14 protein-coding genes and 1 pseudogene are annotated in these 12,809 nt (G+C 47.4%); 12 read left to right on the top strand and 3 right to left on the bottom strand.

Annotated elements, in window-relative coordinates; translation table 11 throughout:
- Positions 1-354 precede the first annotated feature (354 nt).
- Together ACIDITHRIX25_RS71035 and ACIDITHRIX25_RS71030 are read left to right on the top strand one after the other, a co-directional pair.
- Positions 355-603: a type II toxin-antitoxin system prevent-host-death family antitoxin gene (locus ACIDITHRIX25_RS71035; RefSeq protein ID WP_052607135.1), complete on the top strand. Its 249-nt coding sequence runs from the start codon at positions 355-357 to the stop codon at positions 601-603.
- Positions 600-857, top strand: coding sequence for a type II toxin-antitoxin system RelE family toxin (locus ACIDITHRIX25_RS71030; protein ID WP_201732385.1), 258 nt, complete (start codon positions 600-602; stop codon positions 855-857). Before ACIDITHRIX25_RS71035 ends, ACIDITHRIX25_RS71030 begins: the two co-directional genes overlap by 4 nt.
- Positions 858-1,072: 215 nt before the next feature.
- Here ACIDITHRIX25_RS71030 and ACIDITHRIX25_RS000000104120 read toward each other — a convergent pair whose 3' ends face one another.
- The 3 genes from ACIDITHRIX25_RS000000104120 to ACIDITHRIX25_RS71020 all read right to left on the bottom strand — a co-directional run bounded on the left by ACIDITHRIX25_RS000000104120 (position 1,073) and on the right by ACIDITHRIX25_RS71020 (position 3,649).
- The gene (locus ACIDITHRIX25_RS000000104120; RefSeq protein ID WP_502756197.1) at positions 1,073-1,462 is read right to left on the bottom strand and encodes an IS30 family transposase; all 390 of its coding nucleotides are present in this window, start codon (positions 1,460-1,462) and stop codon (positions 1,073-1,075) included.
- Positions 1,463-1,891: 429 nt separating this feature from the next.
- Complete coding sequence (locus tag ACIDITHRIX25_RS71025) at positions 1,892-2,047, bottom strand: helix-turn-helix domain-containing protein (RefSeq protein ID WP_349632143.1); 156 nt, start codon at positions 2,045-2,047, stop codon at positions 1,892-1,894.
- 1,284 nt (positions 2,048-3,331) lie between these two features.
- Positions 3,332-3,649 (bottom strand): hypothetical protein, encoded by a 318-nt coding sequence (locus tag ACIDITHRIX25_RS71020; RefSeq protein ID WP_201732382.1) that lies wholly within the window; start codon positions 3,647-3,649, stop codon positions 3,332-3,334.
- Between the two features lie 67 nt (positions 3,650-3,716).
- On the opposite strand from ACIDITHRIX25_RS71020, the gene ACIDITHRIX25_RS71015 reads away from it, so the two are divergent.
- The 10 genes and pseudogenes from ACIDITHRIX25_RS71015 (at position 3,717) to ACIDITHRIX25_RS70970 (ending at position 12,749) form a co-directional block, all read left to right on the top strand.
- Positions 3,717-4,382: a sensor histidine kinase gene (locus ACIDITHRIX25_RS71015; protein ID WP_201732381.1), complete on the top strand. Its 666-nt coding sequence runs from the start codon at positions 3,717-3,719 to the stop codon at positions 4,380-4,382.
- The gene (locus ACIDITHRIX25_RS71010) at positions 4,379-5,023 is read left to right on the top strand and encodes a response regulator (RefSeq protein WP_052607128.1); all 645 of its coding nucleotides are present in this window, start codon (positions 4,379-4,381) and stop codon (positions 5,021-5,023) included. The genes ACIDITHRIX25_RS71015 and ACIDITHRIX25_RS71010 overlap by 4 nt, the downstream gene beginning before the upstream one ends.
- Before the next feature lie 58 nt (positions 5,024-5,081).
- Positions 5,082-5,279 (top strand): annotated as a pseudogene (locus ACIDITHRIX25_RS71005) (transposase); the annotation flags it as partial.
- A 1,100-nt stretch (positions 5,280-6,379) separates the two neighbouring features.
- Complete coding sequence (locus ACIDITHRIX25_RS71000; RefSeq protein WP_201732380.1) at positions 6,380-7,333, top strand: class I SAM-dependent methyltransferase; 954 nt, start codon at positions 6,380-6,382, stop codon at positions 7,331-7,333.
- 613 nt (positions 7,334-7,946) lie between these two features.
- Positions 7,947-8,171 (top strand): hypothetical protein, encoded by a 225-nt coding sequence (locus tag ACIDITHRIX25_RS70995; protein ID WP_201732379.1) that lies wholly within the window; start codon positions 7,947-7,949, stop codon positions 8,169-8,171.
- Between the two features lie 583 nt (positions 8,172-8,754).
- Positions 8,755-9,348: a hypothetical protein gene (locus ACIDITHRIX25_RS70990; protein WP_201732376.1), complete on the top strand. Its 594-nt coding sequence runs from the start codon at positions 8,755-8,757 to the stop codon at positions 9,346-9,348.
- A gap of 5 nt (positions 9,349-9,353) precedes the next feature.
- A complete protein-coding gene (locus ACIDITHRIX25_RS70985; RefSeq protein WP_213333392.1) occupies positions 9,354-9,845 on the top strand; it encodes a hypothetical protein in 492 nt (163 codons plus the stop codon).
- A 525-nt stretch (positions 9,846-10,370) separates the two neighbouring features.
- Positions 10,371-10,688 (top strand): hypothetical protein, encoded by a 318-nt coding sequence (locus tag ACIDITHRIX25_RS70980; protein ID WP_213333390.1) that lies wholly within the window; start codon positions 10,371-10,373, stop codon positions 10,686-10,688.
- 455 nt (positions 10,689-11,143) lie between these two features.
- Entirely contained in the window at positions 11,144-11,737 is a 594-nt protein-coding gene (locus ACIDITHRIX25_RS70975; protein WP_201732376.1) for a hypothetical protein, read from the top strand.
- Positions 11,738-11,894: 157 nt separating this feature from the next.
- A complete protein-coding gene (locus ACIDITHRIX25_RS70970) occupies positions 11,895-12,749 on the top strand; it encodes a transposase (protein ID WP_201732375.1) in 855 nt (284 codons plus the stop codon).
- Positions 12,750-12,809: the final 60 nt, after the last annotated feature.

The following is a 12,809-nucleotide window of genomic DNA, read 5'->3' as shown; positions in this document are numbered from 1 at the left end:
CGGCACCTCAAACGACTTCCCTACTGCGAATAAGCCCTTGATTTAATGGTTTTACCATAAATCATCCCCATGGCCATCACATCCGGAGCGCACCTCTGTGGTTGTAAAACCCTGAAACTAACGATAACCTTGGGTTCAACTGGTAGGTGCAACGATTAGTTGACATTTCTAGTGCTAAATTAAAAGTCAAAATAAGGGATGCTAAATTAACCGACTTGATCGTAGATAACCGTCTCGATGAAATTGAAAGCTAAAAGCGACCGAGTCATAATCACCAATGCTGAATTTGCCACTCGCCCTAAGTGTCTGGATAGCCGACATCGGCCCATCATAGATAATTTGTACAATATTCTTATGGTCAAAATATCTGTAAGCAAAGCACGCGAGAGACTCTCGGAAGTGGTCGAGATTGCCCAAACTGAGCCGGTAGAACTTGAACTCTACGGACGGCGCGCGGCAGTGGTGATCAGCCCTAGTCAATACGACGAAATGCTCGAAGCGCTCGAAGAGTCTCATGATGTTACCGCGTTTGACATCGCTTTGGCTGAAGAGGAAAACAATATCCCCTGGGAGCAAGTAAAGCGAGATCTCGGCTGGTTGTGAGCAAGTATCTAATTGAATTTAGGCCTGCGGCACTTCGCGAACTTCGAAAGATTGACCACTCTGTTCAACCTAGAATTCAGGGAGTGATCGAGCTTCTCGCTCGAGATCCGCGTCCCCCTGCCTCACGGCAGCTTCGGGGTCGTGAACGTTATCGGCTCAAAGCTGGAGACTACCGGATCCTTTATACAATCGATGACGGAGTCCTGCTAGTTGTGGTTATTATCATTGGCCACCACCGAGAGGTTTATCAGTAACCGAACCAGCTGACCCCTCGCCACAAGGATGTCCGATCTGGTGCGTATTTTCATCCTTCATGAAAATCCTCCCATTTATATTCTGGTTACGATTCTCACATGACGGATGGATCACCTAGGATTCGCTTCGGCACTGGATGCATGGGCTCTAGAAACCATTCATCACTACTAAGCCAAGGAAATGTTTTACATGACATTAATAGGTGTCGGCGAATTCAACTAGAGCGGGCAACGAGTTCGCTTAGCCTCTCCTCCGGCATCCTATAGCCATGAGTCTTTCTAGGCCTTGCACTGAGACTTCTTTGTATCATTCTCAAGTCATCGCCTGAGTACTTTTTCAAGTCAGTTCCCTTTGGCAAGTACTGACGTAACAGTCCGTTGGTGTTCTTGATTGACCCTCTTAGCCGAGGCGAATGTGGATCAAGCAAGAATACGGGTATCCCGGTAGCTAAAGAGAAGTTTTTATGCCTGGCTAGTTCCGACCCTTGGTCCCAAGCTATGGATTTAATCAACCCAGAAGGAAGAGTTTGGATCGCCTTGGTCATAGCTCTCTCGAGCACAACTGCACTGATGTCATTTTGAACAGGCAATAACAAGACAAGCACCTGCAGTGATCCACTAGAGTTCCAACAGCACCCTTTTCGGCCTTGCCAATGATTAGATCACCTTTCGAAGTGGCCAGGAAGAACACGATCGTCTGCTTCTGCGGGACGGCTAGAGATCATCACCATATCAGCAATCGGACCGCTCTTTTTGGGTTGTCCCCTTGTGGTACACCCTAGTTTTTCCTGATATCTGCCACGAAGCAAGTTTATTTTCTAAGTTCACCACGACCCTGCATGTAGAGGGTCTTATAAATCGTCTCGTGGCTCACTTGCATTACCTCATTATCTACAAAGTCCACTCGAAGCCGGTTAGCGATCTCTCGCTGGGACCACAGTTCCTCAAGTCATGATGTTACCTGGAAACAATGTCACTTTAAAACCTCGGGCCTTGTAGGTGAGTTTTGACGCCTTAGACTGCTTGGTATTGCCCTATGTTTCGAAATGGGCTTTGAGATGGGCTGGCCAGATTCGAGACGAATCACGCCCACCATTAGCCTTTATCTCTCTTGTAACAGTAGAAGGAGATCTACCTAAGGATCTGGCTATCTGACTCATTGAATCGCCGGATGAAATTCCATTTAAGATATCCTCAGCCTAATTTGCGCACAAGGCACCCTTTGTGGAATCCAAATACCTGGCTTTACATCACGAACTTGTCCGCGCAGCATAACATTGTTGCCAGCGACAGATGGATAGTATTCCATTGAACAGTACGGGGTTTCAGACAGTTTACGCCTAGGCACGTCAAGGTATGAACTAGCTCCGTGAGATAAAGCAGAGTGCGACTCAGTGAGACTGAAAGCGTGGGATTTGTTGGGTCCAATGTTAGGTATTGGATTATCTAGTATCTCAGTACCTTGAACTTCTACAATCAGCGTTTGTATGGCTTAGCCATGGGAGGAGTGGAGTCGCCAGTTTCATCGCGCAGCAATCTAGGTGAGATGGGCGGTGAACATGCGATTCTTTGTCGATCCACGCCTCCTCACCATCGACGAGGTCAGTTACCTGACGATGCAGAATGAGTTAGCGGCACTGTTTCATCACTCTTTCGGCTCATCCAGCAGCGAAACCTGAGCAGCTCAATGTTCTTGACGACGTAGCTTTACACTGTATTACAGGGAAGACCTTCGGCGACCCAATAGTCGCCGCTGCGGCGTTGTATCGGCTGCCGCACCCCTTGCGAGGACTCTAGCAACCTGGCGGTCTAAGTCTGGCTTCTGGTTCACTGAAGACACCCGTGCTAATATAACGACAGACTTAGACGCAGATGGTTGAGATTCTAAGTCTCCAACCAATACAAGCTGTCCAACTTTACCCGCAGGAACAGGTAAAGTACCGGCACGATATCACTTTAATGCCGTTTGAAGATGAATACCTTGGGACAGTGCCCACTCACGCAAATACATTACATATAGCTCATATCTGTGCCAACTGTTGAAACCCTTATTATCAATGCTCCGCTACGATGCATGAACTGAAGTTCCGGCCAAAGAGAGCGGGCTCAGCCATTTGACTGCGCTTGGGCTGTAGTTGAATATCTGTCATCCTCATAGTCGCCAAATCGGATCCCACTTTTCAATTAGTCAACCTTGGTAATAAGACTAAATAGTTACTATGAAGTTGATATCTGCTCAAAAGATGATTTTAAGATTCGTCGGACCTTATTATTCCTGATGAATGCTTCTCGGCAAATGAACGGGCGCCACTTCTTCTGCTTGCCAAATCATAATGAGATAAACTGAAGTTTATGGTTCCACAAATTTCTAGAGCTTTTAGAGGAATCAACCGTCTGGAGGCACTTGGAGGACTACTGCTTGTTGCCGCTGGACAACCTTGGTTTTGGTGGCAGCCACTTGACGCTCGTCTAGGTTATAAAAGCCCTGATTTGCTGAGCGCATGCCTAGTTGTGATTGCAGCTTTGGCAATCGCCCTATTCGAGATATTTCCGTTAGCATCCACGTTAACCTGTTGGATCGCCTTTCTTACTTTTAGCCGTGTTGGCAATATTCCTACTCCACTATCTCTTGCAGCACTTGCATTGTTAGCCTTATTTATCTGTAGGGCTCCCCAGAGAGTTTGGCTGCCGGTATCGTTGTTGATACTGGTTGCATCCGCACTAACTGCTTTCACTGGGCCGCAAAGAAAGGCAGCTGAAGCACTTCTCTCTTGCCTTGTGGTTGGAGCCACAATTGGGATCGGATACCTGATAAAAGTAACTTTGAGAAATAATCGACTTTCTGCTGAGATAGTTAAGGTGGAGAAGGCCGAGCGTTTGGCCACTGCCAACCTACATATAGCTGCAGAGATACATGATCTGCTTGGACACGATCTTTCCTTGCTGGCGCTGAGTATCGAAGTGGCTCGGATCACCACCGCTAAAGACCCTTCGTCGGTTGACCATGTTCTTGAGTCATTAGCACATCGAGCACGCTCAGCTATGGGATCTTTAAGTGACCTTGTCTTAGATTTATCAAAAGACCAAAGTACATCCCAACTCCAACTTATGGCGAAACCTTTCGAAGATGTTGTACCCTTGGTCAAAGAAATCGTTATTTCGGCAAATTCTGCAGGACTGGAAATCAGTTTTGCATGCCCAGACCAGACCATAATCACCGAAGATACTATCTGCAATGCAATCATACATTTAGCAAAAGAGGCAATCACTAACCTTTCAAACCATTCAGTATCAAATAAAGGGGTTTTTACTTTATCAAAAAGTTCGAAAGGGATTCATCTGGAACTTCTTGATGATGGTCCTATGGATACTCACAACCAGAGAAACCACCAAGGGGCCGGACTCATCAATTGTCAAAAAAGAGCCCAATCTCTAGGTGGGTATGCTGGCTTCTCTTTAGTTTCAGATTCGAATAAAGGAAGCTTCACTGCCTTTATTCCTTGGATCAACTCGGCAGCTCAATGATTCGTGTCCTAATTGTTGATGACGAACGTGTGGTTATTGACTCGATTTCGATCCTCATTTCCTCACGGGATGATATGGAAGTTGTAGGTAGTGCACAAAATGGCTATGAAGCCATCTCATGCATTGAAGCCGCAACTCCTGACGTAGTCCTTATTGACATCTCAATGCCCGGACTCTCTGGAGTGGAGACGACAAAACAGATCAAGGACCGTTTTGTTGGACCTCCGGAAATTGTGATCTTGACTACATTTGCTCTCAACCAAATGGTACTTGCTGCCCTTAACGCTGGGGCCCAAGGGTTTATCCTCAAGTCGGACCCACCCCAGGATCTCTTTAACGCGATCATCACGGCGCACCGAGGAGATGCTCTTATTTCGCCTAAGATGTTGCGAAGTCTGATCACAGGGCTTGCCACAAAAGAGGCACCAAAAACGAATGCCGAGGTGCTAAGCTCCAAGTGCTCATCGAGAGAACTTGATGTATTGGCACTAATAGTCAACGGGCTGACTAACGCGGATATAGCCAGTCAGCTATATATCTCGGAAAACACTGTCCGTTCACACGTCGCCCATCTCAGAGAGAAGCTGATGGTCAAGTCAAGGGCGGCCCTAGTTGCCAAAGGCTGGGAACTGAGACAATAAACTGATACGCCCCGGAAATCTTAGAGACCCCTAGTCTTTCAGTTAAGGAGTCATCATTATGGCAAGAGTAAAGAAGTATTCACCCGAAGTTCGTGATCGAGCAATACGAATGGTCACGGACCATCGAGGTGAGTATCCCCCACAGTGGGCAGCTATTCAATCTGTTGCTCAGAAGCTGTAAATGACGCCCGAGACGCTACGTACTTGGGTACGTCAGGCTTCGATAGATGTCGGTGAGACTAAAGGAACAACTACTCAACGAGATAGAGCGCACCCGTATTGGAACGGGTCGTCTTTGTCCTCATTGTGACGAACCAGTCGCCCACGTCGATCTCGATAACTAACCTTCCATCGTTAAATCCAGAGCTCCATCAAAGTTCCCGTAAGTATTTTGATGTACCCAGCATTTTAAGTCAACAATCACCACAAATGCTTCTGTTGTGATTGTGGATTTGTTTGTTACAAAGTTGGTGGTAGTGAGAGATGTCCTAAATAGTAAAGAACCAGCCATATTTTAAAGATTTAATCTAAACAACTAGTTGGCCAGACAGCTCAAATTCCATCAAATATCGTGCTTTTAGGGGTATTGACATCCGTCTCTGCTACGCTAATGCGTACCCAAGAGAACCGATTGGTTCTGCGATAATGGAGTCTCCATTAAACCCGGGGCGTATCAATTTTTGAGCGCTCTTTGTTTTACGGACGCCAAGTGGGGTTGGTCCGCCAAACCATTTTTCATCGGAGATGTCTTTGTTTGTGAACCAAACACACTTGCGAGAAGGATTGCCGAAGGTGAAATCCTTTCTGGCGAGGAGATTCAAGAGATTGCACTTCGGCTCTCACGACTCCTTCCTCCTAAACCCGGCTGGACAGAAAATTCAGGCGATCGAGCGTGACTTGCCAATAAAAAGTGTCCGCAAACGACCAGGAGAGTTTCGAGGGTGCTGCTATCTCCCATTTGACGAAAATCTTTTTGAAACAAGCACCCGGTTCTACTTTGGAGCGACTGCGAATTGCTTTCCAGGATTCAAAGGCATCTTCTAACGGGTGGATCAATGCCTCCTTCAAGACTAATCAAGACTAATAGAGAAGCTGGGTAGGAAGTTATAATCAAAAATCGATTTACCCATATTCCTCGATCACGACAAAGAAGACCTCGGAAAAAAAACCGCCTGGAAGCACTTTTAGAACAAGATCGTCCAGAACTCCAAAAGATTCCGGCGAGCTTCCGACCGATCAAGGCATGGAGACTAACTCTAAAGCGGACTTAAACATCCTTGCTTCTCATTGTCTAAAGTTGATCCAGCCACTGTAGTTTTGTGGCTGGCCATTTCTTGACTCTGCTAGGATTGGGGAATGCATTTGACCAGCTCACTTCGTCGATTACGCTCCGTCTACGAGAAAGGTCTGCTTTTTCTTCCAGACGAACTCTATGACCGCCTTACACCTAAGCGCGAGTTGACTACAATAAACTCTGTTGCGGACCTCGACTGGGTCTTCGACCGTGCAGCCACTCTCTTCGAGCGCTCCGAAGACGAGGCTAGGCTTTTTCTTGACGGAATCCAACTTGCTGCGCCGCCAATGCCAGATGATCCATTCTCCAATGCCTACAAAAATGCTCAGTGGAAGCTTTACGAACAGGTATCTGGTAAGGAGAGATACGGTGTCGAAAATGAACATTCGGACTTTGATCTAGGTATTGCGCTCAGGCGCCCCTTCCCCTACTCAACAGGGTCATCAGGATTGATAGGAGATCAACTAATTGCCTATGGCTTCATAATCAAGACACTCGGAATAAAGCCTGGTGACCGCGTAGTGGAATTCGGTGCAGGCTGGGGGAACCTTTCGCAACAGCTCGCTCTGCTCGGTTGCGACGTGACCGTAGTTGAGATAGACCCGTCCTTTGTCAAGTTGATAGAAGCTTCCTGTCGCGCTGGGTCACCAATTCGAGTTCTTCAAGGAGATATGCTGACGTGCGATCCCGGAAATGACTATGATATCGCTATCTTCTTTGAGTCCTTTCATCACTGTTCGGACCATCTGGATATGCTGCGTCGTTTGCACAATGTCATTCGCCCGGGAGGCCGCGTCGCTTTCGCCAGTGAGCCGATAGGTGCTCTATCGTATCCTTGGGGTCTTCGTCTTGATGGTCTATCGCTTTGGAGTACTCGAAAATACGGATGGCTCGAGCTTGGCTTCACCAGAGATTATTTCTTCGAAGCACTCCGAAAAACGAGGTGGACACCACAAAGAGCAAGAAGTAGAACTATATCGCCAATGGCGGACATCATCATTGCAACCCAGGGCTGAGCCAAGTTAAATCAATTTAATGTGGTTTTGATGAACTCTCCTAGCCAACAGATTCGGGCGACTAGGAGAGTGGTCTGTTGTAACGTCTCGAATTTCAGAGCTTTTGCTGATCGCTCCGCTCCAGTGCAATCCAGTTCGAGACAGTCGATTTTGATAAACCGCCTTAGACCATCTCCTATAGCTCGGATGTGATAAACAATCACAGCGAGCTTTCAGGTAGCAAATAACTGATCCACTAAATCGTCAATTGAATCGATACGGAGTCTGTGGAGGATTTTCTAGACGGAGGATATGAAACAGCTCAAGTGAAAAGGATGCCAAATATTGGACCTGCAACGGCACCTTCGCTGACCTGACACGAACCAAGAAAATCTTTGAATTGCCGGAGGCCCTTATTGGCGACCTCGAGCAACGTTGTGTCGATGAGCGCCGAGAAAAGCGGAGATGCGTCACATAAACCGAGATTGTGGAGAAGGCCATCTCAAATTATCTGTATGAAAACCAATATTTCGATATTACAAGCTGTTTAGATGTAAACGTTCGGTGAACCCATACCACCCCTGACGAAAACAGGGGCTGAACACGAAGCGCTAGATAGTGTTAACTGGTAGTCATGGACAGTTTGCATACAACCGAGTCAGCGTACTGGAAGGCGGAGGCAGAACGCCTCGCTGGCGATAATGCCCGTCTTCAGGCTGAGAACGCCGAGCTTCAAGCACGGGTTAGTGAACTCGAAGGCCAGATTGGCGCGCTCACCGAGAAGGTGACGACTCTCGCAAAGCTCGTCTTTCTGAAAGCGCAACAGAATATCAGATTGGCCCGGGAGGTCACTCTCTAACGGGTTGGCCGAATGTTTACGATTAGATGGCCGCTTTTGTATGGTCTACTGTAAGCGCATGCTTTCTATAGAGAAAGCGATTTACAGGAAGATAGACCGCTAGACATCCAATCAGTTTATGTATGTGAATCAACTAAGTGATGTTTGACGTGAATCGGATTTGATCTGTTGCCGGGTCGCACTGTCGGATCCTACGGGTTTACATTCGAATGGAAACCTGAGATAGCTGCTCTAGGGGCTTTTAGATCCGCCAACCCTAGAATATGTCAGTTTGTTTCAACTTGCTTTGCAAGCCAGAAAAACCACGGCCTAGGTATCTTTTGAGGGTAATCCGCCAGGAATTTAAACCCGAAAAACCCAAAATCATCTTTTAAGCAGATGCGACGCGCAAAATAAATAGTTAGCGTTACTACCAGTGTTCTATGACTACGGAGGTTGGCTTCGAATGTAGTAATGGCCATGGAATTATTTATAGCAGAACCAATAAATCAAGGCCTTATCCACGATAGGCGAACTCGTTTAACGCGCCGTATCGACGAACGCTATCAGCGTGATAGCTAATAAGCAAGAGGGGATGTTCACGGTGGATATTAGAAGAATAACAGGAAGGATCGCAGTTGGATTGGGGGCATTGGCTGTTAGTGCGGCAGCCATTGGCGTTAGTGCAACCACTGCATCTGCGCAAAGCGCGAATATCTCGACAGTCTCTGGGAAGAGTGTGATTTCCAAAAAACCCATACCTATGAATGAGAATTATTATTACCAATATCGAAGTATTGAAAATGTTTACCAGGGAATGCACGCTGGCGACTGGGGGACCTGTAATTACGTCCAACCTGAACCGTTCCCAGCTAGTTATCAATGTAACAAAATTATTACGACTAGCGCGAGCATTGGCGGAGGCATAGGCAATATCCCCGTCGGGGAGATCTCGGCGTTAATTGGGTTTAACATCAATTGGTCATATACGGAGGGGCTTGGAAGCGGCTTCAGTCTCACACTACCCGCAGGCGGCTACGGACCTATCTTGGCGGGGTCAGAGTACTCGCAATATTACGTAGTCAGCCAATTCCGTTTGTGCACTGCACAGGGAAATTGCAACGCATGGGGCGGCAACCAAGCAAATAACGTACAGCGTTACGATTCGCCCACCTATAAATTTGCAGGAGTCTACTGAGTCTGATGGGAGCTAATAATTTGCAGCTTTTGTTTAAGCATCGTCTTTCGAAAAAATTAACGAATCTTGCGATTTGTGTTATGGCAGCTGGCTTGCTGGCGAGCTGTGGAAATACATCGGACGTGTCAAGCGTAAAATTGATCCCTGCTGTTGCTGACAAGGTGGTGTTTTATGTTGGAACTGGTACCGGACCAAAGATAATCAACCTTAATCAGGTTTACCTTGGCCCTAAGAATCCTAAGAATCTCCCTGGCGGCCTACTTGCTATTGTTGCGAACTGCAAGGGGAAGGGGTCCCTGCTCGTTAGAGTGCTACCTGGCGGAGAAGCTGACGATCCAACGTGTAATTGGCCCAATGGAGGTGGAGGGTCAATGGAAACCCTTCCCGCCAAACAGCCATGGCCAACCAAGATTGTGATCAAAGCAGCCAAGAGGACACGTTGGAGCATAGCCGTAGTGGACCCACAGGGTTCAACCGGCGTGGCAGAACCTGGATGACTTGGATCTAGTTTCGACTAAAGACATTGGGGCGTCAGTCGCTTCAGTTTTTAACTCATCGGAGGACACATGTTAGTTCGCCGGCTTATGATCTCACAACTTGTGCAGCGATGGGTGCTGGCGTCCTTCTGATAGCTTGGGGTCGAAGTCCGGGCCAAAGAACACTTGTGGGGGCACCCCTCCGCCACTGTCGTGGCGCAAGCGTCCCACAAGTGTTCACGCGATCCGGATAAAGGAGCCACCTGTTCAAACGCCCGTTGTCTTGGTTGATGGCCTTGGTGTCGCCCCCGAACTCTCCAAGGAGTGGTAATCCACATTTTCACGCTCGATCCAAAGACACTGTCCAGCCAACTAGAACCTTATCAAGAGTCTTGTATCCGTCGCAATTAGCGGTCGCGCAATACCGGTATCGGTCCGTACTTCTGTGAAGTCTAGTGAAGGTGAGCTACCATAGCATGAAACACAATCTACTGCGCGCATTCCCAGTGATCCTTATTTGGAGCACTGGGTGCGGTCGACTTATATTTGAATAGGGATCAATTGGGATTCGGAGCTTCAGGTTCCACTTCTCTCCTAGTGAAGCTCCTGATTTTGGGGGCCGTAACTTTCGTGGCCCTCCCGACGGTATTGTCGGTAGGCTTGAGGCGACTCGGCGAGGATCCAGAGTTTCGGCGACTCCTTAAGTATTCGATGGTCCTGGTAAGCCTTTTGACCGTCGGTCAGATGTTTATACACCGTAATCCACTTTCCTCCGGCATTTTGGTTCCGTCCTTGTTATTTGCGCTTCTATTGGTCGAACTGTGGTCCAGTAGAGCGTTTCGAAGGAGAAGTGTAGGTGTGTGAATCAACTAAGTGATGTTTGACGTGAATCGGATTTGATCTGTTGCCGGGTCGCACTGTCGGATCCTACGGGTTTACATTCGAATGGAAACCTGAGATAGCTGCTCTAGGGGCTTTTAGATCCGCCAACCCTAGAATATGTCAGTTTGTTTCAACTTGCTTTGCAAGCCAGAAAAACCACGGCCTAGGTATCTTTTGAGGGTAATCCGCCAGGAATTTAAACCCGAAAAACCCAAAATCATCTTTTAAGCAGATGCGACGCGCAAAATAAATAGTTAGCGTTACTACCAGTGTTCTATGACTACGGAGGTTGGCTTCGAATGTAGTAATGGCCATGGAATTATTTATAGCAGAACCAATAAATCAAGGCCTTATCCACGATAGGCGAACTCGTTTAACGCGCCGTATCGACGAACGCTATCAGCGTGATAGCTAATAAGCAAGAGGGGATGTTCACGGTGGATATTAGAAGAATAACAGGAAGGATCGCAGTTGGATTGGGGGCATTGGCTGTTAGTGCGGCAGCCATTGGCGTTAGTGCAACCACTGCATCTGCGCAAAGCGCGAATATCTCGACAGTCTCTGGGAAGAGTGTGATTTCCAAAAAACCCATACCTATGAATGAGAATTATTATTACCAATATCGAAGTATTGAAAATGTTTACCAGGGAATGCACGCTGGCGACTGGGGGACCTGTAATTACGTCCAACCTGAACCGTTCCCAGCTAGTTATCAATGTAACAAAATTATTACGACTAGCGCGAGCATTGGCGGAGGCATAGGCAATATCCCCGTCGGGGAGATCTCGGCGTTAATTGGGTTTAACATCAATTGGTCATATACGGAGGGGCTTGGAAGCGGCTTCAGTCTCACACTACCCGCAGGCGGCTACGGACCTATCTTGGCGGGGTCAGAGTACTCGCAATATTACGTAGTCAGCCAATTCCGTTTGTGCACTGCACAGGGAAATTGCAACGCATGGGGCGGCAACCAAGCAAATAACGTACAGCGTTACGATTCGCCCACCTATAAATTTGCAGGAGTCTACTGAGTCTGATGGGAGCTAATAATTTGCAGCTTTTGTTTAACCTGGATCCACCGAAAATTTAGCCGCTCAACTTTGATTTTGGCATAGAAAAGGTGCTCTGAACTGGTAGAATGATGTTTGAACACACTTCAAATCTATCAGTTCAAGGAGCACCTTTTAGATGCGAGCATCTACTAGTGCTTTAGAGTGTTTGATAGTCACCTTTGACGATTCGAACGCAGTTTCCAACAGTGGGTTAATACTCCCTATCACCCTTGCTGAGAGACTTGGCCTTAGGGATCTCTTTGATTTACACATTGACCTAGAGGATCGTCCTGGACGAGCAAATGTTGGCAGAAAAGCTATGGCTATCGTCGCATCTATCTTGGCCGGTGGTGATTGCATTGATGACACTGCAATCCTTGAAAGCCCAAATGCGCAAGTTATCCTTGGTCAGATAATGCCAGCACCATCCACTCTTGGTGTCTTCTTGCGTAGTTTTGAGACCAGTGACATCGCAGATGTTGAACGAGTTGCAGCTTTGTTGCTAGAACGAGCCTGGCTAGCTGGAGCAGGTCCAGGTGATGAGCCGTTCACCATTGATGTTGATTCCACAATATGTCAGGCATATGGAAACAAAAAAGAAGGAGCTGGATTTGGTTATACCAACCTAAGGGGGTATCACCCACACCTAGCAGCAGTTGGTAAAACAGGTGACATTCTTGGAATAGTGACTCGTGAAGGCAACGCCAATACCGCCCGTGGTGCCGGGGAGTTTGTAACCCAGGTAATCAACAATGCCAGAGCCGCTGGAGCAACTGGTGAAATAACCATGCGTTTTGACTCTGGGTTCTTCTCAAGAGCCGTTAGAGACGCAGCTAGTGCGGGTGATGCTCGCTTTTCTATTACAACACGGATGTCCAAGAGACTAAAAGGTATCATCTCCGATATACAAGAGGATGCCTGGACTTCAATTCCTTATTGGCTTGAAGGTGGAGCTGATGTAGCAGAAGTGAAATACCGTCAAATACAGTAAATATTGCGCATTTGCAAGAGATAGACAAGACGTTCGTCTTATCGTAGGAAGGGTCAAGCC

The organism is Acidithrix sp. C25, assembly GCF_904848545.2.
This window is presented reverse-complemented; position numbering and strand designations above follow the sequence as displayed.